Origin of the sequence: Ochrobactrum vermis (assembly GCF_002975205.1) — a bacterium.
GTDB classification, from domain to species: domain Bacteria; phylum Pseudomonadota; class Alphaproteobacteria; order Rhizobiales; family Rhizobiaceae; genus Brucella; species Brucella vermis.
Window position 1 is genome coordinate 1,643,405 of sequence record NZ_PCOC01000001.1, and the last position, 21,502, is coordinate 1,664,906.

Genomic DNA, 21,502 nt, shown 5'->3' on the forward strand with positions numbered 1-21,502 from the left:
CATCACTCGTCGGATGCCTTGCGCGGCGTGTCGCCGTCCTGCCCGCGCCGCCAGTAGGCGACAATAAGCTGGCGATCCTTCGGAATATTACGTTCCTTGCGCATATAGGTGCGGATTGACCGGAACGCGTTGAACTCGCAACCGGCCCAGACGTAAATGTCGTCTTCGCCTTCCGGCAATTCGACCGCGCGTACGGCATCCTGCAACATTGTCGTCGTTCCAGCTTCCGCGCCATTGCGGTTCAGCCACTGTAAGTCGATGTTCGCGCGAGAAACGAGCGCCTGTTCTTCCGATGCGTTACCAATCTCGATACGCACGACCGCTTTGGTACCTTCCGGCAATCGCTCCAGAATGCGTCCGATGGCGGGCAGCGCGGTTTCATCGCCCGCGAGCAGATACCACTTCGCATCACCCGCATCCCCGCCGCCAGGACCGGTCATACCGACAATATCGCCCGGCTTGGCGCTGATAGCCCAGCCGGAACCCGGAGCGTCGCAATCATCGCCATGAACGACCATATCGATATCTACCCAGCCGGCTGAGGTATCGATATTCCGGATCGTGTAAACACGTGTCGCAAGCTTGGCTTCACCATCCGGCCAGACGGGACGGCCATCTTCGCCAGTTGTTGGCCATTGCGGCTTCGCAAGACCTTCTGGAGGAAACAGCAGACGAATATGAAGGCCCAACTGGGAGAAGCGAAACAGGTTATCGCCCTTCAGACGAACACGACGCATGTGCGGCGTTACATTCGACACCGCAACGACCTGCATCTCGCGGAAATAGGGCAGCGGTAGCCCAGCGGCCCCGTCACCTTCCCAGATAATCTTTGGTTTGGCGCTGCCCTTGTCGAGAAATTCCAGCACATGTTCGGCAATGGAGTATTTCATATAGGCAAGACCGGTTTCGTCCCCGCTCGTGACGTCGACGCTGACCGTTTCCTCATCCCATTCCACATCTGCCTGACCGAAGCTCAATACCAGCTTGGCCGTACTGCCCTGACGGTGCACATCGGCATGCTCGACAAAATGATCAAGAAGCTGATTGACCACATGACCAGCGTTCGTGAGCGCAAAGCGGGTATTAGCGTTGAGTTCGGACATGCCCCGTCCTCCTTTGGGAAACAATTTCCCCAGCCTTACCTGAATATAACATGACTATTCAAGTCATCATTTCGGTTTGAACCCGCAATAAATCGTGACGGGCAGCGCCTGTCGCCAGACATCGAACGAGCCAAGTGTCCCGGCTTGAGCAACACCAATGCGCGTCAATTCTCCGCCTGATTTTTCACGCCAGTTGAAAAGCAGCATCTCGCTTTGCAAGGTCACGGCATTGGCGACAAGTCTGCCGCCCGGTTTCAGAGCATCCCAGCAGATTTCAATCACCTTGTTGTCGGTAACACCACCGCCGATAAAGATTGCATCCGGCGCTTCCAGTCCTTCCAGCGCAAACGGTGCCTCGCCCCTGACCAACTGCAATCCGGGAACGCCCAATGCCGCGCGATTTCGCTCGATCATCGCCTGCCGCTGTGCATTCCCTTCGATGGCAATCGCGCGACATGAAGGATGAATACGCATCCATTCAATACCAATGGATCCGCAACCGGCACCAACATCCCAAAGCAGTTGGCGCGGCAATGGCTGCAATCGCGACAGCGTGACCGCACGAATATCGCGCTTGGTCAGTTGTCCATCATTTTCGAAAGCCTCATCGGGCAGCCCCGTGACAGGAGAAGATACCTTTGCCTCCGACGCAGTGACACATTCAATTGCCAGAATATTCAGATCGGCGCATCGCTCGTGCGACCAGTTATCCGCAATATCCTGAACCCGACGTTCTTTCGTCCCGCCAATATGCTCAAGCACGGTTAAGGAGCTTTGGCCAAATCCCTTCTCCTTGAGCATTGCCGCCGCCTTTGCTGGCGTCGAACCGTCATTACTCAACACAAGAAGCTTCTCGCCCGGCAGAATATACGGGAGCAACAATTCGAACGGACGACCATGCACACTCACTGTCCGCACGTCCTGAAGCGGCCAGCCCATGCGCGCCGCAGCCAATGAGAAAGAGGACGGATACGACAGAACAAGCATTTCGTCCGACGAGAAATGGCGAGCCAAAGTTGCACCCACGCCAAAAAACATCGGATCGCCGCTCGCCAGTACAACGACCGGCTGGCCGCGATATGCCTCAATCATCGCAAAAGCTTCGTCGAATGGAGACGGCCAGGCCACGCGCTCGGCTGTGATATCGCCGCTCAGAAAATCCAGATGGCGCTTGCCACCGAAAATGACCGCAGCGGAGTTGAGCGCCACGAGTGACGTTTTCCCAAGCCCGTCAAGCCCATCTTCACCGATCCCGATCACCGTTAGCCAGCGTGCCATGCGCGATGCTCCTTTTCCCTGTTCGTATGGCGGGCCAGTAGCAAGTGCAAGCGGCAAGGCGTATAAGGCCAATATGTTGAGCCGGAAAGACAGCCAGACCGAAGCAGTAAGACCCGACAGGCGTAACGCCTGTCCCGGACTTTCGCGTATGGTCATGGCTAAGGATGGGGCTATTGCCCGCATCAAACTGAGGCTCGGTCGCCTGTCAGCCGATCAGGCACGTTCGATTGCCACAATTGCCCAACGTTTCGAAGCAGGCGCGATAGAGTTGTCGATTCGCTCCAATATCCAGTTGCGCGGTATTGCGCCCAAGCATTGGGAAAATGTCGTCGCAGCGCTGCACGAAGCTGACCTCGGCGCTGATAGTCCCGGTGCAGACGATATACGCAATGTGATGGTTAGTCCCACGGCAGCCATTGATCGCGGCCAGATATGCGACATCACGGAATTGGCCGCATCCCTGCTCGACATGCTGCAGGCGAATGAGGTTTTCTATGCCCTGTCGCCGAAGTTTTCTTTACAGATAGACGGTGGCGAAGACTGCGCGATGATTTCTCATCCGGGCGACATCTGGCTTTCGGCGATAGACGGCAAAACCTTTGCTTTTGGCCTTGCTTCGTCTCCAGACAAGCCAGCGCTCGGGGCTATCGAAGCCCAATACGCCCTGCCCTTTATCGAAGCATTGCTGCATCGCTTTTTAGGCCATGGTGGCTTTGCGCGGATGAAGCATCTGTTCGAAATCATTTCGCAATCGGAGTTTCTGGCGGACCTGAACCGGGAGTTGTCATTCCCGTTTCACCCAGCCACCGATTGGAAGCGCAAAGCACCGACTCCATTTTCACATCTCGGCAGCAACCAGCAATCTGACGGTTCATTTTATGTCGGCGCCATGCCGCTCATGGGACGATTGACGCCGCAGCAGCTCGCGGGTCTGGCAGATCTCTCCGAGAGCGGAAAGTGTGAACTGCGCCTGACACCATGGCAGGGCGCTATCCTGCCCCATATGAGCGAGGCACAGACAACCGAAACTACCGAAAAACTTCGTTCGCTTGACCTCGAAACCACAGCCGAAGCCCCATATGCGCGACTTCGTACCTGTTCCGGTTCGAACGGCTGCGCTTCCGCGCTCGCAGACACCCAGACGGATGGCAAGGAACTTGCTTCCCATTTGACATATGGAACGACATCCATCCACATCACAGGATGCACCAAATCATGCGCGGCGCTCGCACCTCTGCCCCACACGCTTCTGGCGCGCGCGGCGGGTCGTTACGATCTATATGCTCAAGACACGTTTCCAAAAGACGGGGCTGGACCATCGCGCTTCGGACGGCTATTGGCGACAGATATCACCATTGATGAAGCGGCGCGCCTTCTGAACGCCCGACACTGATTAGAGTGGCCACCATGACAGACTATATTCGCGACGGACAGGCGATCTACGACCGGTCTTTCGCCATCATCCGTGCCGAGGCCGATCTAAGCCGCATACCTGCCGATCTGGAAAAGCTTGCGGTCCGTGTCATTCACGCCTGCGGCATGGTGGATGTGGTCAACGACCTCGCTTTCTCGGGAGGTGCGGGCCAAGCCGGGCGCGATGCCTTGCATGCGGGCGCTCCCATTCTCTGCGATGCACGCATGGTAGCCGAAGGCATTACCCGCTCTCGTCTGCCTGCCAATAATGAAGTTATCTGCACGCTTGGCGACCCATCGGTTCCTGAGCTCGCAACAAAAATCGGCAATACACGCTCGGCCGCAGCACTCGACCTCTGGCTCCCGCATCTTGGCAACAGTATTGTTGCAATCGGCAATGCACCGACGGCCCTCTTCCGCCTGTTCGAATTGCTGGACGCTGGCGCGCCAAAACCCGCACTCATTATCGGTATGCCGGTCGGCTTTGTCGGTGCTGCGGAATCCAAAGAGGAGCTTGCCGCCAACAGCCGTGGTGTCCCCTATGTGATCGTACGCGGTCGACGTGGTGGCAGTGCCATGACGGCAGCAGCGGTCAACGCGCTCGCGTCGGAGCGCGAATAATGGCAGCAAAAGGCAGACTATTGGGGCTGGGCGTCGGTCCCGGCGATCCTGAGCTGATAACGCTGAAAGCCCTTCGCCTTCTCAAAAGTGCACCGGTCGTGGCCTACCACGCCGCCAAGGGAAAGAAGGGAAATGCCCTCACCATAGTCGAGGAATATCTTTCGCCAGAACAGGTTCTGGTGCCGCTCATCTATCCGGTAACGACCGAAAAGCTCCCGGCGCATTTGGATTACGAGCAGATCGTCAGTGATTTTTATGGCGAGATAACGAGCACAATCGCGAGCCACCTCGATCGCGGTCAGGATGTAGCTGTAATCGCGGAAGGCGACCCATTTTTCTACGGTTCGTTCATGTATATTCATGACCGACTTGCTGACCGGTATGAAACGGAAGTCGTGCCCGGCGTCTGCTCTGTCCTCGGCGCTTCGGCTGTGCTGGGGGCACCGCTCGTCTATCGCAATCAGACATTGTCGGTTCTTTCCGGCGTCATGAGCGCCGAAGAACTAAAGCGACGGCTCACGGATACCGGAGCGGCGGCAATTATGAAGCTTGGCAAGAACCTCGAAAAGGTTCGCACCGTTCTCGGTGATCTTGGCCTGATGGACCGAGCGCTCTATGTCGAGCGCGCCACCATGTCCAATCAGCGCATTGTGCCGCTTGCCGAAGTCGATGGCGGCGATTGCCCTTATTTTTCGATCATTCTGGTGCCGGGGCAAAAATGGAACAGCGCTTGATCCCTGCGATTCTGGTTCTTGGAGAAGCAGCCGTTCCGACCGCGCAACGGATCGCAACCACACTGGAACGCGCTGAGATATTCGGGCTACAGAACCGGGTTGCATCGCTGGACAACACTTTCGTGCATTTCGGCAATGCGGTCAGGTCGCTGTATGAAGAAGGCCGCCCCGTCATTGCGCTTTGCGCAGCCGGTATCGTCATCCGGGCACTCGCACCACTTTTGCAGAACAAGCGCGTCGAACCGCCGGTTCTGGCCATAGCCGAAGACGGAAGCGCAGTCGTGCCGCTTCTGGGCGGTCTCTCCGGTGTCAATGATCTGGCCCGGCAGATTGCAGCAGCACTTGAGGTCGTACCAGCCATAACCACGTCCGGCGAACTGCGGTTCGGGATCAACCTTCTGCACCCGCCTGCCGAACTGACCCTTGCCAATCCCGACGACGCGAAAAACTTCATGTCGAACCTGCTCGCGGGGCAGAAGCTACGGCTCAATGGAAAATCGCGTTGGCTTACGGAATCAAAATTACCTTTTGCCGACGATGGCGCGCTGACCATCACTATAAGCCCGCACATCCGTCCATCTCGGTCGAACGAGCTGACTTATTATCCGCAGGCTGTCGCAATTGCTGTCGATGCGATCAGCGATAGCGTTCAGAACGATATTGAAGATGCGCTTGCCAAAGCGGGGATAGCCCGGCCATCTCTCGCATTGCTTCTCGCCCACGAGAAGGACTGCACCTCTTCGCTGCTTCAGACAGCAGCGACAAAGCTCCACGTTCCACTACGTTACGTGGAGAATGCGGCCGATGCTCGTGCGCTGGTTCTTCGTTCAGTGGAACAGCCCGTCGAGCTGACAGAGAGCAACGGGCTCGCCATCGCCGTAGCCGCCACACCGGAAGATGTGCTGTTTGTCGGTCGAAAACGCGGGAAACTGGTCGTTATCGGCCTTGGACCCGGATCACGCGAATTGATGACACCCGCCGTTCAGCTTGAACTGGAACAGGCCGAAGACATTCTCGGCTATGAGACCTATGTGCGGATGGCTGAAGAGAACCTTCGCCCTTTCCGAGCCGACCAAACCGTTCACATGACCGATAATCGCGAAGAAATGCAGCGCGCGCGTCATGCATTCAAACTTGCGGCTTCCGGACGACATGTCGCCATGGTTTCTTCGGGCGACCCCGGTGTCTTTGCCATGGCTGCTGCCGTTGTCGAGGCGCTTCACGAAACAGATAATGCGGCATGGCAAGGCGTGGAGCTCGTCATCCAGCCCGGCATTTCAGCCGCGATGGCCGCCGCATCGCGTATCGGGGCGCCGCTGGGGCACGACTTCTGCACCATTTCACTATCGGACAATCTGAAACCATGGGAAATCATCGAGAAGCGCCTCGCGCTTGCCGCAGAAGCCGATCTCGCCATGGCATTCTACAATCCCATCTCCAAGGCGCGTCCGCATCAGCTTGGTCGCGCCCTTGAAATCCTACGCCAGTATCGGTCACCCGAAACACCAGTCGTCCTTGGGCGTGACATAGGCAGACCGGCGGAGACAACACGGACAACCATGCTCGGTACGCTGACACCGGATGATGTCGACATGCGAACCGTTGTGATCGTCGGTTCGTCCCACACACAACGTTTTACAAAGCCTAACGGCAGGGAATGGGTTTATACGCCACGCTGGTACGGCGAAAAGCCGGATAAATGACAAACAAAAAGGCAGGGAAAACCCTGCCTTTTTCGCGTGTTAGCTCTGTTTGTTGAATCAGTTCTTCTTTGCCTTGGCCTTCTTCGGCTGGGTAGCAGCGGCTGCATCGGCCTTGGCAGCCGCGGCTTCGGCAGCAACCTGATCGGCGCTCTTCGGCGAAGTGTCGATAACCGCACGCACACCGCCCTTGGCGCTCACCTGGCAGACAGCCGTACGCAGATCGACCTTGAGATCGACATCAGTGCCGCCTGCTGCGCCCGGACGGGAGTTAACGGCGGAAATAGCATGTTCCGGCAGGAAATACTTGTTGGCAGCGGCGGTGATGCACGGCTGCGCGAGCGCCGGATCGACATAAGCGGTCGGCGTAAAGCGTGGCATCGAAATCGTCGGCGCGCTGATCGGGGCGTCGGTTTTACCCGGCGTCGCCGTTGTCGTCGGTACAGTCGTCGTGCAGGCAGCGGCAAGCGGGGCCAACATGGCAATAGCTAGAAAACGGGCTCCGGTGCGGGCGCGTCCGTACATGATCTACCTCATAGGGTCTGCTGAGTAGGTAAAATTTTAAGTTCGATAACTATTCGGTTTTGCTCGATTGTCGAGTGGCAGGAAGGTCACATTGCCAGAATTTCGATTCGCATCCACAGTCTGACGTCACTGTTTCGCGAGAATCCAGTTCAACATTTCACGCCAGTCGGACATGCGGATGGGAGTACCGTGATTGCCGCTCTCGAAACGCCTGAACTGAACCGGGTAGCCAGGCGTCCGCTTGCGTATCTCGCGATAGAAGGCTTCCTGCTTGTCGACGGCAAAAACAGGGTCGCGACTACCATGACCGAAAAAGACCGGTACGCGCTTTTTGAATGCGGGTGACTTGAAGAAACCGTCATCCCAAAGCGAGCCGAGCAGAATGAGTCCGGCAAGCTGGTTACCCGCCTTCTCATTGGCCGCTATGCGCCAGCACAGCGTTCCGCCTTGCGAGCCGCAGGACAGGATCAAGGGAGCGTTTGGCGACGATGCCTTTGCAGCTTCAATCAGCCCGGCAATCTGCGCCTCACCTGTATCGGCGAAATCCTTGAAATCCGGTGTAATATAGAGGCCGCCATTGAGTGCCGCGAGATTTTTCACACGGTTGAAATTGCCGCCAAAGGTAAAATCATTCATGCCCTGCAGGCGATTACCGCCCCTGCCATGCAGGTAGATGACGATAAAGGATGCGCCTTCGCGTTTGCCCGCCGTCACGGCTTTCACTGGCCCGGCCGCAGTCTGAAAGGTGACATCCTTCTGATAAGCACGCGCTTTCAACGAAACATAGGCATCTTTCACGCGTTTCTCAGGCACCGCATCGCGCCCATTGATATCGCGCATTTCGTTATAGTCGATGACCTTGTAATCGCCGTTGTCAGCACTGCTGATAATGCCGGGATAGGCGAAGTAATCGTCCTTATAGGACGGCAGCGACGCCGCTCCGGAAGCAGTTACTGTCGAAAACAGAAACAACGCCCCCAGCAAGCCGCCTGTTCCATGTTTCGACATTATCCGGCTCATCGAATTACAGCTCCAGCGTATGGTAGCGCCGATTCAGATAGACCAGCGCTTCATCTTCGGCTCTGGACCGCAGACCCACAACTTCCCCGAAAAGAACGTGATGCGTCGAATGATCCTGCACGCTGACCACCCGGCAGTCGAAAGCGGCAAGCGCACCTTGCAAAACGGGTGCCCCGGTCACCTGCACGTCCCAGCGCGCCAGTTCGAACCGTTCATCCTGGGTCAGACCAATACGGCCGGAAAATGCATCGGCAAGCTGCTGATGCGAACCTGCGAGCGTGTTGACGGCGAAAACACCGTTTTCGATGAACAGCCGGTTTTCTTCGTGAATTTTCTGCAGGCAGATCAGGATCGTCGGCGGATTGTCCGACACGGAACAGGCTGCAGTGAGCGTAAGACCGCGTCTTCCCGCACTACCTGCAGTCGTGACAATCTGCACTGCACCGGCATAATGGCTCATAGCATCGCGGTAGGACTTGGATTCCACCGAAGCTGCACTTGAAATGATGTTCTTAATCGTTTGCACGTCAAACAGAATCCGTCTTGCCCAAAGGCGTGTTACCTGAAGCCAGCTACCTTGCTGACAAGCCCGCAACAACGGCCCATATACCGGGCCCACTAAACGGGCATTGCACAAAGGCGAGGAAACAGCTACCCACTTTTCGTTGAAAATGCCACGAATTGTTTAATGAAGACGGATCACGTGATCGAGCTAGGGAAACGTTCGGCTGCAGCGCTGACAAGCATCATCCTTACACTGCTGGCCAGTTCAGTACTGGCCCAGGCAGCGGATACGCGCGTTGGACTTGCGGCACCTCTGTCCGGAACCTTCGCTCCATTAGGCAATCAGTTGGCTGAAGGTGCCCGCGTCGCAGCGGCGGCGAAGGGTGCGGAACTCATCATTTCCGATGATCGCTGCGATGCCGAAGGCGGCAAAGAAGCTGCAGAACGGTTCGTGAAGGAAAATGTTCGAGTCGCAACCGGCTTTCTATGCCCGGAAGCGCTGGAGGCAGCACTTCCCATTCTCGCTGCGGGAAACATTCCCATTGTAGCATCAGGGGTCAGTGAGCCCACACTGACCGAACGGCGCGCATCCGCGCCAATGGCGGTATTTCGTCTTGCAACCGGGCTCGATAAGGAAACGCAAGCGACGGGAAGCTTTCTGGGTAGCCTCTGGCGCGCGCAAGCTTTCGCAATTATTGATGACGGCACGATTGAAGGGCGCGAACGCGCAGCGCGCGTTCTGGCCAGTCTCAAGGAACAACAGCTACAGCCGGTATTCACCGACACCTATCGGCCAGGGCTTGATAATCAGAACGCGCTGGTCGCCCGTTTGCGGCGCGCAGGCGCTACCCACGTTTACGTCGGCGGTGAGCGTGACGATATTGCCGCTATAGGCACAAGCGCCGCCGCGCTCAACTATCCACTGACGATTGCAGGTGGCAGCCTTCTGGAGGCCACCTCCGGCGCTCAGCCCTTAAGTCAGGGTACGTTGATGATCGCACCGCTCCGGCCACAGGATCTGTCGACGGCGAAGCCCGCAGTCGATGCATTGCGTCAGGCCGGGAAACTTGCAGATGCCTATGCAGTCATCGGCTATGCCAGCATCGAAATCGCAGCGGATGTGATCGGATCCACCGACGAGCAGAAGCAGCCAGTTATCGACACGCTTCGCAACGGCTCCTTTGAAACCGTTCTTGGCACGATCAAGTTCGATGGCAACGGCATCCGAACGGATAACCCCAATCGACTGCAGCGTTTTGACGGCAAACGGTTCGTGCTAGCCGACAAGTAAGCCGATCAAGCTTGCAGCGATCACCAGTCCGGTCATCAGGCTCATTGTCGACCAGAAAAGATGAAGCGCAGCATCGATATCATCGGCGTCGGCATCGCGTTTGCCGGACGCATTCAGCATAGGCCCCTCGACTTTTTCCTCCCCATATTGGCGCGGGCCAGCCAGCGCCAGCCCCAACCCACCCGCAAAGGCCGATTCCGGCCATCCTGCATTGGGTGAGCGATGCAGGCGTGCATCGCGCCACATGACGGAGAAAGCCTCCCTTCCCGAAACCCTGTCTTTCGAGATTGCGGTGGCAAGAGAAGCAAGCGCCCCTGTCAGCCGGGCGGGGATATAATTGGCCACATCGTCCAGCTTTGCCGCAAAGCGGCCGAAATGACGATAGCGGTCATTCAGATGACCGATCATCGAGTCAGCCGTATTGATCAGCTTATAGGCGAACAAACCCGGCAATCCGCCGACCAGAAACCAGAAAGCGGGCGCGATAATGCCATCCGAAGCGTTCTCGGCGAGACTTTCAATCGCCGCACGGCTGACGCCGCCTTCATCAAGATGTTCCGGATTACGCCCGACGATCATCGACACAGCCCGGCGGCCACCCTCGATCCCCTCCTCACGCAGCGCCAGCGCGACCGCCTGCACATGATCGGCAAGGCTCTTTTGGGCAAGCAATACCGTGACGATCAGGATTTCAGCAATCGCGCCTGCGGTTCCGGCAAAAGGCAACAAGCTTTCGATGACAAGCCCCACAGCCGCGCAAGCCGCCACAAGCCCCATCGTCAGCCACATGCCGTTTCGACGAAGATTCGCAGCAGAGAAATTGCGATTGTTCCAGCGCTTTTCACCCCATGAAATTGCTTTCCCAAACAGGACAACAGGATGCGGCATCCTTTGCCACAGCCATGGCGGATCCCCGACAAAGCGATCGAGAAGCAGCGCCAGAGAAAGAATAATGAGCTTTATTTCCATGAGCTTGACCAGGAAAACTGAATCAATTTTTCAACGCCTCTTCGAACCGTGCAAGCGCCAAATCATCCAAAGGCAGACCAATACGCAACCAGCGCGGGGCGTAATCGAATTTGCGGACCAGAATGTGTTTCTCACACAGTTTGAGATGAAGCTCGCGAGCTTTAGCCTGCTCGACAAGTGAAAACAGCGCCGTGCCGCCAATTTCCTTCAGTCCGGATTTTTCAAGAACAGCCGACAGTTCCAGTCGCCGTAGATCGATACGCGCGCGGTATTTGGCAAGAGCTTCGGTATCACCGAAGGCGTGGCTGGCGATTGCAAGCGCTGGCCCGGAAACCGCCCATGGGCCAAGCCGCCGCTCCAGGGCCTCAACGAAACGGCCACCCGCAATTGCAAAGCCCAGACGCACGCCAGCCAACCCGAAGAACTTGCCGAAGGATTTCAGCACGATCATCGGTGCATCTTCCACATTTACCGCGACGCTGACGGCCTCATGCGCATCGGCGAATGCCTCGTCAACAACCAGAAATCCGCCGCGAGCACCGAGCTTTTGCGAAAGATGCAGGAGAGCGTCTTTCGAAATCACACGGCCGTCGGGATTGTTCGGGTTAACGATGACTGCCGCCGTCGCGTCGTCAGGAATTTCATCAAGCGTCGCGCATTGCACGACCTTCCAGCCAGAAGCTGCAAATGACGCAGCGTGCTCCTGATAGGTTGGTCCGATGACCGCAACTGTTGACGGCGCAACCAGCGTTGGAACGAGCTGGATCAGAGCCTGCGTGCCTGGAGCTGCGACGATTGGTGTTTTCTCGTTTAGCCGATAATAGCGGCGCGCCAGCCGTAGAGTCTCTTGAAACAGCCCCTCATCCGGCAAACGGTTCCAGATTTCCGGTTTCAATTCGGGAAGGGGAAAATGTTCGGGATTGATGCCCGTCGAAAGGTCGAGCCAATCTTGCGGCCTGCCGCCAAAACGCGCGATGGCTTTGTCGAGCGCACCGCCATGCTCGATTTCTGCAATCAAACTTTCTCTCCGCAAAAATCGATGACATGCATGAACGAGCCGGAAACGGAGCCAACTCTCAGGCCCGCCTCGCCCAGATCGTCACCGACAGCATCACGCACACGGAAAAGACGATCAGCCTTTCCTTCGCGCACGATGCTTGCATAGTGAAACTCATGCGCCTTCAAAGGTTCCGCCCAGGGCGAACCTTCAAGTGGTTCCAGCACACGGTAGCCAAGATGCAGCTTTCTTTTCGCAAAACTCGTCTCAAGCGGCAGAAGACCCAGCATCAAGTGAGCGACACCTTCCGCATCCTGCAAGCTTTCTCCAAGAACCATATAGCCGCCGCATTCGCCATAGATCGTCGCGCCGCGCGTGGCTACCTCACGGATACCGCTCTGAAAATGCACAGCCTGCGACAAACGTCCGGCATGAAGCTCCGGGTAACCGCCTGGCAGATAGATTGCGTCAGCGTCCTTTCGTGGAGACTCATCTGCAAGTGGTGAGAAGAACGAAATCTCTACCCCTCGCCTGCGCCAGCCTTCAAACAAATGCGCATAGGAAAAGGCGAATGCATCGTCGCGAGCAACAGCAATATGATTGCCAAGCGGCTTTAGCCGCGGAACATTGGCCATCGCATCGTACCGCTTCGGTCGCGACCAGATGCTTTGAAGCGCACCCAGGTCGATATGCGCTTCCATGACATCGGCGGCGTGCTCAAGAAAGCTTTCAAGATCGGAATGCTCGCGAGCCTGCACCAGCCCCAGATGCCTTTCGGGCAGCGAAAGAGCCGCATCCCGAGGCAAGGCGCCGAGAACCGGAATACCGAGCGGTTCCAATGCGCCGCGCAACATCGCCTCATGCCGTGGGCTGCCAACGCGATTGAGGATAATTCCCGCGATCAGCACATCCTTGCGAAACTGGCTGAAACCCCAGACCAGTGCGGCAATGGAATGTGACTGCCGGGCGCAATCCACCACCAGCACCACCGGCAGATCGAGAAGCCGGGCCAGATCAGCAGAAGAACCCTTCCCGTCCATCGCTCCGTCAAAAAGGCCCATCATTCCCTCGGCAACCAATAGTTTGGCGCCGCTTTCGGTCATACGGGAGGAAAGCGCGCTGATGAGTTCGGGGCGCATCGCCCAAGGGTCAAGATTGAAGCAATCCGCACCGCTTGCAGCCTTGTGATAAGCAGGGTCGATATAATCTGGACCGACCTTAACCGGCGCAAGCACTTCTCCCCGCCGTTTCAAGGCACGCAACAGACCCAACGTTACCGTCGTTTTGCCAGACCCAGAAGCTGGCGCTGCTATCATGAAACCCTTCATGCGCTTTGCGCTCCCTCATTTTGCTTTTGTCTGGCAAGCGGATCGCTAGTCAGAACTTTTCCAGACAAAGCACCCATCCAGTCCAGTCCGGCACGCAGACGAACCACATCGCCCACAACTACGATTGCAGGCGGGTTCAGACCGGCCGCTTCAACATCTTTCGCAGCCCGTGCCAATGTCGTTTCAAGCACGGTCTGGTTAGGCAGGCTGGCATTGCATACAAACGCAACTGGCTCATCCGGCGAACGTCCCGCCTCGATCAGTCGCCCGGCGATAAGGTCTATATGCTTCATTGCCATATACATGACGATAACCGGCGCAGACGTGGCGATGCCGGTCCAGTTGATCCCATCAGGCATTGATCCGCTGGCATCGTGGCCAGTCAGAAAGGTCACCGATTGATTGATATCGCGATGGGTGGCAGCAATGCCTGCATAGGCAAGACCACCAATTCCGGCAGTCACTCCAGGAACGATGCGAAACGGAACGCCGTGCTCCACAAGCGTCAGCGCCTCTTCTGCTCCACGGCCGAAGACAAACGGATCGCCCCCCTTCAGGCGCAATACCTTCTTGCCCTGTTTTGCAAGTTCGACAAGCCGTAGGGAAATATCGCGCTGTTTCGGCGACGACTTGCCGCCACGTTTCCCTGCATATTCCAGAACAGCATCCGCATTCTTGAGAGAAAGGCAGGCATCATCGACCAGCGCGTCATAGACGATAACATCCGCCTGCTGCAGAGCGTTGACAGCATGAAGGGTTAATAGACCGGGATCCCCCGGTCCGGCTCCCACGAGCCAGACATGGCCGGGTTCCATCACAGGCAGGGTCACTTTGCTCTTTGCAATGACACATGCTGCCAATTCTTCAGCCTTGTTCATTTTCATCAACCACTATTCTATCTGGCGGCACAGCTATCAGATACATTATAAGGCGTCCATGAATGACGAAACCGCTCCAACGAATAAAAGTCAGGAAAAAGCCGAGCTTCGCCGCGGCTGGACGACTGGCGCCTGCGCGACCGCAGCCACAAAGGCTGCATTGACGGCACTTATTACCGGGGAATTTCCCGATCCTGTCGGTATAATTTTGCCCAAAGGGGAAGTGCCCTATTTCCTGCTTGCCTATGAAGGGCTGGGCGACGGCTATGCAATGGCAGGCATCGTCAAAGATGCGGGCGACGATCCCGACGTAACCCATGGCGCCACGATCATCTCGACAGTGTTTCCAGCTCCCCCCGGAAGCGGCATCCTTTTTCGCGCTGGTGAAGGTGTTGGCACGGTTACGCGACCCGGCCTGCAAATCCCTCCAGGCGAAGCGGCAATCAATCCGGTTCCGCGCCGCATGATGACGGAAATCTGCGAACAGATTTGCGCTGAATATGGTCTGCCCGCCGATCTCGTGATTACGATATCGGTGCCGAACGGCGAAGAAATTGCCAAAAAGACATGGAACCCACGCCTCGGAATCGTTGGCGGCATTTCCATTCTCGGCACCACCGGTGTGGTTCACCCGTTTTCCTGCTCGGCATGGATTCATTCGATTCATCGCGGCATCGACGTTGCACGTGCCGCCCGGCAGAAACATGTACTCGGCGCAACCGGCTCGACGTCCGAGGATGCCGCGCAAGCACTCTATGATCTGCCGGATTTTGCCATTCTCGATATGGGCGATTTCGCAGGCGGTGTGCTCAAATATCTGCGTGACCACCCCATCGAAAAGCTCACAATCGCAGGCGGTTTCGCCAAGCTGACAAAGCTGGCGCAAGGCGCGCTCGATCTCCATTCTTCACGCTCGCAAGTGGACAAGAATTTCCTCTGGAGCGTTGCCGAAAGGGCTGGCGCACCCGCAAGCATGAAGGATCAGATTCTCTTTGCGAACACTGCCCTCGAAGTGCTTGAACTGACTCAATCAATTGGCATCGACATGGCCACACCAATTGCGCTCAAGGCGAAGGAAACAGCGCTCGAAACCCTTCGCGGCGCGCCCGTCGAAGTCGAGATCATCGTGACTGATCGCAGTGGAAATATTCTTGCGCGCGTCTGACCACACGATACTCATTCTGGGCGGAACTGCCGAGGCTGCGGCGCTTGCAACGGCCTTTGCGAAGTTGCCCGTCACTGCCATTAGCTCGCTCGCCGGGCGCACCAGCAATCCAGCCAAACTGACCGGAACCGTTCGCAGCGGCGGCTTCGGAGGCGCTGAAGGTCTTGCCGCCTATCTCGATAGCGAGGCAATAGACCTCGTGGTCGATGCAACCCATCCTTACGCTACACGCATCTCGCAAAATGCAGTCCAGGCAGCAAGCAAACACGGCATACCGTTGGTGAGACTGGAGCGCCCTGCCTGGGAGGAAAAGCCCGGAGACGCCTGGATCGATATTTCCGATGAAGCCGAAGCTGCGAATGCTATCCCATCCGGTGAGCGTGTGTTTCTGGCGCTCGGTCGTCAGCACATCGCGCCTTTCGCGAAGCGTGCCGACGTTCATTTCATCATACGCATGATCGATCCGCCGGAAATGCCGCTTCCACAACATTGCGAGATCGTTCTGGCAAGACCCGGCGATTACACTGCGGAAAAGCATTTTCTGGAGGATCGCAGGATCGGGCTGATCGTCAGCCGTAATTCAGGCGGCGCCATTTCTTATGCAAAGATCGAAGCTGCGCGAGCGCTTGGACTTCCCGTCATGATGATCGCCCGCCCGTCGGTTGCGGCCCGAGACATCGTCGCCTCGCCAGAAGATGCGATCGCATTCGCCCGTGCGGCGCTAGGTTTTTGAACGCGCCGCGTGGCTATGCGCTTCATGATAGAGCGCTGAATCGCGAAAGCTTGTAGGGTCCAGCCCGCGTCCGACAAAAATCATCGCCGTGCGTTTCAGCTCGGATGCAACCACCTTCTCCGCTATATCCGACAATGTACCACGCAAAATCTGTTCGTCCGGCCATCCAATGCGATAGGCAATGACGACCGGGCAATCAGCACCATAAAGAGGTGTCAGCTCGGCCTCGATTTTGGCGAGGTTCCGGATGGAAAGATGAATGACCAGCGTCGCACCGGACCGCCCGAGCGTGGCGAGCTCTTCGCCTTTGGGCATCGCCGATGATTTCATGGACGTTCGGGTCAGGATGATTGTCTGGTTGACCTCAGGAATGGTCAATTCCTGCTTCATGGCAGCGGCGGCGGCGGCAAAGGCCGGCACTCCCGGCGTCACGTCATAAGGAATGCCGAGACTGTCCAGCCGGCGCATCTGTTCAGCCATAGCGCCATAAATCGACGGATCACCTGAATGCACCCGCGCAATGTCGAGGCCTTGGGCGTGTGCAGCTTGCATCTCGGCGACGATCTCATCCAGCGTCAGCGATGAACTGTCGATCAGACGCGCATCTTTCGGCGCACCGGCAACAACTTCCTTCGGCACCAGCGATCCCGCATAGATGCAGACAGGACATTGCTCGATCAGGCGCAGACCGCGCACGGTGATAAGATCCGCTGCACCGGGACCGGCGCCAATGAAATGAACTGTCACGATCTTCCCTTCCTGAACCGCGGACATGACTTTCCACGGCGCCGAAAGTCAATCCGTTTCCGGCAGCAACTCTTCAATATCGTTGAAGATCGATTGCCACTCTTCGTCCGTCAGTTCGAAAAAATTGAAGCTGCGCAACAGGAATGCGCCTTCATTGGCTATGAAAGCGAGGCGGGTCCTGCGTCCCTCCGGAGTGGAGACATCAAGCCCATCCCATTGCTTGCGATACCAGAGGCGGGTTTCGTCCAGATATTCGGTATTTGGAATGAGACTGGTCATCATGGCCGCAAAGCGCGAATCGTCTTCGGCATCGCTTTCGCGCGTCACCCGAATATGAGCGGCGATGTGAGACAGCGCGTCCATGCGACCACGCTTTTTCTTGTCGACCTGCACATCGAAACGGTCGCCCCAGCGCCCGATCATCGCTTTCAAAAGCCCATCCTTATTGCCGAAGCAATATTGAACGCCCCCTTTGGTCACGCCTGAAGCCTGCGCGACGGCGTCCATGGTCAGGGCGGCCAGCCCGCCTTCAGCGACAAGCTTTTCCGCCATATCGAGCACATGGTCGCGGTCGATAGAACGCGGCCTGCCCGTTTTGTGCAAATTTTTACTTTCCATACAGACGGATTTATATTAAGTGAGCCCTCCCCGCAAGTTTGAATACAAGCGTATTGAAAAGGTACTACCCAATGTTGCCGAAAAATCGCTGGCTGGTTCTGACTATTGTTTCCAGCGCGTTATTCCTGATCGTCGTCGACATGACGGTGCTTTACACGGCACTGCCCCGCCTTACTCACGATCTGGCGGCCAGCGCTTCGGAAAAGCTCTGGATCATGAACATTTATCCGCTGGTCGTTGCAGGCCTCTTGCCGGGCCTCGGCACGCTCGGCGACAAGGTCGGCCACAAGCGTATGTTCATGTCGGGATTAGCGATCTTCGGGCTTGCCTCCCTTTGCGCGGCCTACTCACCAACGCCGGAGTTTCTCATTGCCGCCCGCGCATTTCTGGCTTGCGGTGCCGCCATGATGATGCCTGCGACGCTTTCCATCATTCGGCTGACATTCACCGATGACAAAGAGCGTTCGCTTGCGATCGGCATCTGGGCGGCCATTGCGTCAGGCGGCGCAGCTATCGGCCCTGTGGCGGGCGGCGTTCTGCTTGAATATTTCTGGTGGGGATCGGTCTTCCTTATCAATGTGCCCGTTGTGCTGGTCGCACTGGCATTCTCCGTCTTCACACTTGAAAACCGTCCGCTCGGATCGAAGCGCAAATGGGATTTGATCGGTTCTATCCAGATCATGGTCGGACTGATTGCACTCACCTATGCCGTGAAGGAACTTGCAAAACGCGATGCGTCGATGATGGTGTTCGGCGCTGCGCTGGCAATAGGGCTGGTCGCATCGACCATTTTTGTTCGCAGACAATTCGCAAGCGACGAACCACTGATCGACTTCTCCCTGTTTAACAACAGGCTGTTTTCGATGGGCGTTTTCGCGGCCCTTGTAGCCTCCGGATCGATGACGGGAATGGAACTCGTCTTCAGCCAGCGCATGCAACTGATTGAAGGCATGACACCCTTGCACGCCGGATTGTCGATCTTGCCGATTCCTCTGGCCGCCTTCGTTGCAGGTCCGCTTGCCGGTATAATGCTGCCGCGCCTCGGCACAGGCAGGCTCTTATGGTCGTCACTGGGGATCACTGCGCTTGGCGTTATTGTCTATATTCTGACCTACAAAACTTCGGCGTCGTTTTATCTGGTCGGGCTTGCAATTCTCGGCTTCGGGGTCGGTGCGACCATGACGGGTGCATCGTCGGCAATCATGACGAATGCACCGGTCGAAAAGGCAGGCATGGCAGCTTCCGTTGAAGAAGTTTCCTTTGAACTCGGCAATGCGCTCGGTGTCACGGTTTTCGGAAGCATTTTGTCGGTATTCTACACGGCCAGCCTTGTGATTCCCGAAGGTGCAGGCATCCCAGCAATTGTGCGCGACAGTCTGGACGAAGCGCTTCTGGCGGCTCAATCCCTACCGCCAGCAAATGCACAAACTCTGATAGCACTGGCATCGACTGCCTTTGAAAATGCTTACGTCGCCGTCATCACAGCGACCGCAGCTCTGCTGTCGGTTGCGACGCTCGTGGCTTACATTATTCAGCGGCGTAAAACGGTTACCGCATGATGCAGGCTCAGGACCGGGTAACCGCCAAGGCGGCAGTTGCTCGGTCGAGTGCAATTTTCTCGACAGCAAGAAAACCAGCCGGACCGATAGCGGCGAGCGCAGCGGCTTCCGCAACACCATGACATCCAACAGAGCGAAAAACCGCTTCCGATGGATTTTTAAGACGTGGTGTTTCCTGCTCCAGCTCCTTAGCATCGAAGAAAAGAAGCGCGCACTCATAATGTGCTGCAAGGCGGGGCCATACTGGGTCGTCGCGCTTGGTGCTCAAGGTAGCTATGGCATCCGTTCGCGAACACGCACCTTGTGACAACACGTGATCGGCTAAGGCCAAAAGCTCGTCGAATGTCACATCCGACGAGCCACCCATACCAAGGACCGTGTTGTAGTTCCTAGAACCCACAGGGCGACGACTGGCGTGCTTTGTGCAGCTCTTCCGGCTTGACGCCGAGCGTATCGGCAATGCGCTGGATCATCGTTGCCTCGGAACGATCAAGCCGATGATCGGAACAGGCAATCTTCACGAGGTCACTGAGCAATGCCAGACGGCGCTCCGGTGCCATCTCGGCCAGCATGTTCGCTGCCTGCTTGGTTGTCGTCTCATAGGCAAAATCCTTGAGATATTCCGCCACCTCTGGAAGCTCTTCCGGCGGGATGCCGAAATTCTTTTCGGCAATTTCCTTGAAGGCAGCTATTTCAGCGGGATGCTGATCACCGTCGGCAAACACCACGTGCAACAGCAAAAGCAGTTCAGACGCGAGCGCCGGATCGTCGGCCACGCGCTGCACAGCGCTCTTCTTGCTGAGAAAAGCAGTAATTCGCTCAAAGATGCTCTCGCTCATGGAACCTCTCAAAACTATCAGTCAACGCACAATGAATAACGCTGGATGCATTGGAAAACAATCTCGCTCAACGCACTGGCTTTCTTCAGAGATTATCCTTGTTCGACTGGCGTTCGCGGAACACCTGCTCTATGTTGCGCCAACCTCTCTCTTGGGCTCCCCCGATGCTTGAATTCTTCGACACGCTTACCCTGCTCCTGACGGCGGCGGCATTCATTGCCGGGATCATCGATTCCATTGCCGGCGGCGGCGGAATGATCACGATCCCCGCTTTGCTGCTGGCCGGAATTCCACCCGTTGAAGCGCTGGGCACGAACAAGCTGCAAGGCCTGTTTGGTTCATCATCAGCAACCATCGCCTATGCGCGCAAAGGGCACGTCAATATCAAGGAACAGTGGCCCGAAGCGCTTGCATCGCTCGTCGGCTCAGTGTTCGGTGCATTACTCGCAACGGTTCTTCCGGTCGACATCATGCGCGCAGCGTTGCCGATCCTCCTCATCGCGATTGCGGTCTATTTTGCCATCAAACCGAGCCTCGGCGATGTCGACCGCGCACGACGCATTGGCCCGTTTCTTTTCGGCGTAACGCTTGTTCCGCTGATCGGTTTTTACGACGGCCTCTTCGGTCCCGGAACCGGATCATTCTTCATGCTCGCTTTCGTGGCACTTGCAGGCTTCGGTGTGCTGAAAGCCACAGCGCACACAAAGCTGCTCAACTGCGCATCCAATGTCGGCGGCTTCGCAACCTTTGCCGCGGTCGGTGTCATCAACTGGAAGATCGGCATCTGCATGGGCGTCGCCCAGTTCATCGGTGCACAGATAGGCGCAAGCCTCGCCATGAAGGTCGGCTCACGCATCATCAAACCGCTTTTGATCGTTGTCAGCCTGGCACTGGCAGTTCGTCTCCTGATGGACGGAACCAATCCGCTGCGCCAGTGGGTGGGAATCTAGAGCGGTTCCGATTAAAAAAGAGCCGCTGGAACCGCTCTATCCATTTGTTTTTACGCATGTCTTTATCCCGAAACCGGTTCCCACTTTCGGGAGACATGCTCTAGACCCGAAGCGCTACCAGCACCACCCCACAGCCGATCAACACAATACCGAACCAGTTGATGGTCGACATGCGCTCGCCAAGAAATACCGCACCGAACAGTGCCACCAACACGACCGACAATTTGTCGACCGGCGCGACGCGCGATGCGTCACCGATCTGCAAGGCCCGGAAATAGGCAAGCCAGGACGCACCGGTCGCCAAACCTGAAAGCACCAGAAACAGCCACGACTTTCCGGAAATCTCGCCCGGTTTCTGCCATTGACCAGTGACGGTCAGGAACAGGCACAGCGCACCAATGATGACCAGCGTGCGCACCAGTGTGGCAAAATCCGAGTTGATACCTTGAATACCGATCTTGGCGAAGATTGCGGTCAACGCGGCAAATACTGCCGACATCAGCGCCCAGAACTGCCAGCTTGCCATCATG

23 protein-coding genes are annotated in these 21,502 nt (G+C 56.9%); 9 read left to right on the forward strand and 14 right to left on the reverse strand.

The window, feature by feature from the left end; translation table 11 throughout:
- Positions 1 to 2 precede the first annotated feature (2 nt).
- Both CQZ93_RS08195 and cbiE read right to left on the reverse strand, forming a co-directional pair.
- Positions 3 to 1,103: a siderophore-interacting protein gene (locus CQZ93_RS08195; RefSeq protein WP_105542127.1), complete on the reverse strand. Its 1,101-nt coding sequence runs from the start codon at positions 1,101 to 1,103 to the stop codon at positions 3 to 5.
- A gap of 66 nt (positions 1,104 to 1,169) precedes the next feature.
- Positions 1,170 to 2,381 carry a precorrin-6y C5,15-methyltransferase (decarboxylating) subunit CbiE gene (cbiE, locus tag CQZ93_RS08200; protein WP_105542128.1) on the reverse strand — a complete coding sequence of 404 codons (1,212 nt, stop codon included), beginning with the start codon at positions 2,379 to 2,381 and terminating at the stop codon, positions 1,170 to 1,172.
- Between the two features lie 73 nt (positions 2,382 to 2,454).
- Here cbiE and cobG point away from each other — a divergent pair, with 73 nt between their 5' ends.
- Genes cobG through cobJ form a run of 4 tightly spaced genes read left to right on the forward strand, consistent with a single transcriptional unit; the run spans position 2,455 to position 6,852 of the window.
- Positions 2,455 to 3,774 carry a precorrin-3B synthase gene (gene cobG, locus CQZ93_RS08205; RefSeq protein ID WP_105542129.1) on the forward strand — a complete coding sequence of 440 codons (1,320 nt, stop codon included), beginning with the start codon at positions 2,455 to 2,457 and terminating at the stop codon, positions 3,772 to 3,774.
- Between the two features lie 14 nt (positions 3,775 to 3,788).
- Positions 3,789 to 4,415, forward strand: a complete 627-nt coding sequence (locus CQZ93_RS08210; protein WP_105542130.1) for a precorrin-8X methylmutase — start codon at positions 3,789 to 3,791, stop codon at positions 4,413 to 4,415.
- Positions 4,415 to 5,149 carry a precorrin-2 C(20)-methyltransferase gene (locus tag CQZ93_RS08215; protein ID WP_105542131.1) on the forward strand — a complete coding sequence of 245 codons (735 nt, stop codon included), beginning with the start codon at positions 4,415 to 4,417 and terminating at the stop codon, positions 5,147 to 5,149. The genes CQZ93_RS08210 and CQZ93_RS08215 overlap by 1 nt, the downstream gene beginning before the upstream one ends.
- Positions 5,134 to 6,852 carry a precorrin-3B C(17)-methyltransferase gene (gene cobJ / locus CQZ93_RS08220; RefSeq protein ID WP_105542132.1) on the forward strand — a complete coding sequence of 573 codons (1,719 nt, stop codon included), beginning with the start codon at positions 5,134 to 5,136 and terminating at the stop codon, positions 6,850 to 6,852. The genes CQZ93_RS08215 and cobJ overlap by 16 nt, the downstream gene beginning before the upstream one ends.
- A gap of 57 nt (positions 6,853 to 6,909) precedes the next feature.
- Here cobJ and CQZ93_RS08225 read toward each other — a convergent pair whose 3' ends face one another.
- From CQZ93_RS08225 to CQZ93_RS08235, 3 genes are all read right to left on the reverse strand, one after another.
- Positions 6,910 to 7,374, reverse strand: coding sequence for a hypothetical protein (locus tag CQZ93_RS08225; protein ID WP_105542133.1), 465 nt, complete (start codon positions 7,372 to 7,374; stop codon positions 6,910 to 6,912).
- Between the two features lie 126 nt (positions 7,375 to 7,500).
- Positions 7,501 to 8,382, reverse strand: coding sequence for an alpha/beta hydrolase (locus CQZ93_RS08230; RefSeq protein ID WP_105542134.1), 882 nt, complete (start codon positions 8,380 to 8,382; stop codon positions 7,501 to 7,503).
- Positions 8,383 to 8,398: 16 nt separating this feature from the next.
- A complete protein-coding gene (locus tag CQZ93_RS08235) occupies positions 8,399 to 8,920 on the reverse strand; it encodes a flavin reductase (protein WP_105542135.1) in 522 nt (173 codons plus the stop codon).
- A 177-nt stretch (positions 8,921 to 9,097) separates the two neighbouring features.
- Here CQZ93_RS08235 and CQZ93_RS08240 point away from each other — a divergent pair, with 177 nt between their 5' ends.
- The gene (locus tag CQZ93_RS08240) at positions 9,098 to 10,189 is read left to right on the forward strand and encodes a branched-chain amino acid ABC transporter substrate-binding protein (protein ID WP_422616093.1); all 1,092 of its coding nucleotides are present in this window, start codon (positions 9,098 to 9,100) and stop codon (positions 10,187 to 10,189) included.
- Here the strand turns inward: CQZ93_RS08240 and cbiB are convergent.
- Genes cbiB through cobA form a run of 4 tightly spaced genes read right to left on the reverse strand, consistent with a single transcriptional unit; the run spans position 10,175 to position 14,361 of the window.
- On the reverse strand, positions 10,175 to 11,158 hold the full coding sequence (gene cbiB / locus CQZ93_RS08245; RefSeq protein ID WP_105542137.1) for an adenosylcobinamide-phosphate synthase CbiB: 984 nt from the start codon (positions 11,156 to 11,158) through the stop codon (positions 10,175 to 10,177). The genes CQZ93_RS08240 and cbiB overlap by 15 nt on opposite strands.
- 22 nt (positions 11,159 to 11,180) lie before the next feature.
- Entirely contained in the window at positions 11,181 to 12,176 is a 996-nt protein-coding gene (gene cobD / locus CQZ93_RS08250) for a threonine-phosphate decarboxylase CobD (RefSeq protein ID WP_105542138.1), read from the reverse strand.
- Positions 12,173 to 13,483, reverse strand: a complete 1,311-nt coding sequence (locus tag CQZ93_RS08255; protein WP_105542139.1) for a cobyrinic acid a,c-diamide synthase CobB — start codon at positions 13,481 to 13,483, stop codon at positions 12,173 to 12,175. The genes cobD and CQZ93_RS08255 overlap by 4 nt, the downstream gene beginning before the upstream one ends.
- Positions 13,480 to 14,361, reverse strand: a complete 882-nt coding sequence (gene cobA, locus CQZ93_RS08260; protein WP_105543230.1) for a uroporphyrinogen-III C-methyltransferase — start codon at positions 14,359 to 14,361, stop codon at positions 13,480 to 13,482. The genes CQZ93_RS08255 and cobA overlap by 4 nt, the downstream gene beginning before the upstream one ends.
- A gap of 58 nt (positions 14,362 to 14,419) precedes the next feature.
- Here cobA and CQZ93_RS08265 point away from each other — a divergent pair, with 58 nt between their 5' ends.
- Together CQZ93_RS08265 and CQZ93_RS08270 are read left to right on the forward strand one after the other, a co-directional pair.
- Complete coding sequence (locus CQZ93_RS08265) at positions 14,420 to 15,526, forward strand: cobalt-precorrin-5B (C(1))-methyltransferase (RefSeq protein WP_105542140.1); 1,107 nt, start codon at positions 14,420 to 14,422, stop codon at positions 15,524 to 15,526.
- Positions 15,513 to 16,259, forward strand: a complete 747-nt coding sequence (locus CQZ93_RS08270) for a cobalt-precorrin-6A reductase (RefSeq protein ID WP_105542141.1) — start codon at positions 15,513 to 15,515, stop codon at positions 16,257 to 16,259. The genes CQZ93_RS08265 and CQZ93_RS08270 overlap by 14 nt, the downstream gene beginning before the upstream one ends.
- Here CQZ93_RS08270 and cobM read toward each other — a convergent pair.
- Both cobM and CQZ93_RS08280 read right to left on the reverse strand, forming a co-directional pair.
- Positions 16,248 to 17,006, reverse strand: coding sequence for a precorrin-4 C(11)-methyltransferase (gene cobM, locus CQZ93_RS08275; RefSeq protein WP_105543229.1), 759 nt, complete (start codon positions 17,004 to 17,006; stop codon positions 16,248 to 16,250). The two genes, CQZ93_RS08270 and cobM, sit on opposite strands and share 12 nt — an antisense overlap.
- 48 nt (positions 17,007 to 17,054) lie before the next feature.
- Complete coding sequence (locus tag CQZ93_RS08280; protein ID WP_286152779.1) at positions 17,055 to 17,609, reverse strand: TetR/AcrR family transcriptional regulator; 555 nt, start codon at positions 17,607 to 17,609, stop codon at positions 17,055 to 17,057.
- Between the two features lie 86 nt (positions 17,610 to 17,695).
- Between CQZ93_RS08280 and CQZ93_RS08285 the strand changes: the two genes are divergently transcribed.
- Positions 17,696 to 19,183 (forward strand): MFS transporter, encoded by a 1,488-nt coding sequence (locus tag CQZ93_RS08285; RefSeq protein WP_105542143.1) that lies wholly within the window; start codon positions 17,696 to 17,698, stop codon positions 19,181 to 19,183.
- 7 nt (positions 19,184 to 19,190) lie between these two features.
- Here CQZ93_RS08285 and CQZ93_RS08290 read toward each other — a convergent pair whose 3' ends face one another.
- A complete protein-coding gene (locus CQZ93_RS08290; protein ID WP_105542144.1) occupies positions 19,191 to 19,550 on the reverse strand; it encodes a cobalamin biosynthesis protein in 360 nt (119 codons plus the stop codon).
- A 22-nt stretch (positions 19,551 to 19,572) separates the two neighbouring features.
- Complete coding sequence (locus tag CQZ93_RS08295) at positions 19,573 to 20,022, reverse strand: tellurite resistance TerB family protein (protein ID WP_105542145.1); 450 nt, start codon at positions 20,020 to 20,022, stop codon at positions 19,573 to 19,575.
- A gap of 164 nt (positions 20,023 to 20,186) precedes the next feature.
- Here CQZ93_RS08295 and CQZ93_RS08300 point away from each other — a divergent pair, with 164 nt between their 5' ends.
- Positions 20,187 to 20,972 carry a TSUP family transporter gene (locus tag CQZ93_RS08300; protein WP_105543231.1) on the forward strand — a complete coding sequence of 262 codons (786 nt, stop codon included), beginning with the start codon at positions 20,187 to 20,189 and terminating at the stop codon, positions 20,970 to 20,972.
- A 100-nt stretch (positions 20,973 to 21,072) separates the two neighbouring features.
- Here the strand turns inward: CQZ93_RS08300 and CQZ93_RS08305 are convergent, their stop codons facing one another.
- Positions 21,073 to 21,501: an EamA family transporter gene (locus CQZ93_RS08305; protein ID WP_105542146.1), complete on the reverse strand. Its 429-nt coding sequence runs from the start codon at positions 21,499 to 21,501 to the stop codon at positions 21,073 to 21,075.
- Position 21,502: the final 1 nt, after the last annotated feature.

What these genes read in the sequence shown, in the direction of transcription:
- cbiB (WP_105542137.1), bottom strand. Translation starts at nt 11,158, where the DNA reads ATGGAAATAAAGCTCATTATTCTTTCTCTGGCGCTGCTTCTCGATCGC.
- CQZ93_RS08285 (WP_105542143.1), top strand. Translation starts at nt 17,696, where the DNA reads ATGTTGCCGAAAAATCGCTGGCTGGTTCTGACTATTGTTTCCAGCGCG.
- CQZ93_RS08265 (WP_105542140.1), top strand. Translation starts at nt 14,420, where the DNA reads ATGAATGACGAAACCGCTCCAACGAATAAAAGTCAGGAAAAAGCCGAG.
- CQZ93_RS08290 (WP_105542144.1), bottom strand. Translation starts at nt 19,550, where the DNA reads ATGGGTGGCTCGTCGGATGTGACATTCGACGAGCTTTTGGCCTTAGCC.
- CQZ93_RS08210 (WP_105542130.1), top strand. Translation starts at nt 3,789, where the DNA reads ATGACAGACTATATTCGCGACGGACAGGCGATCTACGACCGGTCTTTC.
- cbiE (WP_105542128.1), bottom strand. Translation starts at nt 2,381, where the DNA reads ATGGCACGCTGGCTAACGGTGATCGGGATCGGTGAAGATGGGCTTGAC.
- CQZ93_RS08295 (WP_105542145.1), bottom strand. Translation starts at nt 20,022, where the DNA reads ATGAGCGAGAGCATCTTTGAGCGAATTACTGCTTTTCTCAGCAAGAAG.
- CQZ93_RS08230 (WP_105542134.1), bottom strand. Translation starts at nt 8,382, where the DNA reads ATGTCGAAACATGGAACAGGCGGCTTGCTGGGGGCGTTGTTTCTGTTT.
- CQZ93_RS08305 (WP_105542146.1), bottom strand. Translation starts at nt 21,501, where the DNA reads ATGATGGCAAGCTGGCAGTTCTGGGCGCTGATGTCGGCAGTATTTGCC.
- cobJ (WP_105542132.1), top strand. Translation starts at nt 5,134, where the DNA reads ATGGAACAGCGCTTGATCCCTGCGATTCTGGTTCTTGGAGAAGCAGCC.
- cobA (WP_105543230.1), bottom strand. Translation starts at nt 14,361, where the DNA reads ATGAACAAGGCTGAAGAATTGGCAGCATGTGTCATTGCAAAGAGCAAA.
- CQZ93_RS08225 (WP_105542133.1), bottom strand. Translation starts at nt 7,374, where the DNA reads ATGTACGGACGCGCCCGCACCGGAGCCCGTTTTCTAGCTATTGCCATG.
- cobG (WP_105542129.1), top strand. Translation starts at nt 2,455, where the DNA reads ATGTTGAGCCGGAAAGACAGCCAGACCGAAGCAGTAAGACCCGACAGG.
- CQZ93_RS08300 (WP_105543231.1), top strand. Translation starts at nt 20,187, where the DNA reads ATGCTTGAATTCTTCGACACGCTTACCCTGCTCCTGACGGCGGCGGCA.
- CQZ93_RS08255 (WP_105542139.1), bottom strand. Translation starts at nt 13,483, where the DNA reads ATGAAGGGTTTCATGATAGCAGCGCCAGCTTCTGGGTCTGGCAAAACG.
- CQZ93_RS08215 (WP_105542131.1), top strand. Translation starts at nt 4,415, where the DNA reads ATGGCAGCAAAAGGCAGACTATTGGGGCTGGGCGTCGGTCCCGGCGAT.
- CQZ93_RS08195 (WP_105542127.1), bottom strand. Translation starts at nt 1,103, where the DNA reads ATGTCCGAACTCAACGCTAATACCCGCTTTGCGCTCACGAACGCTGGT.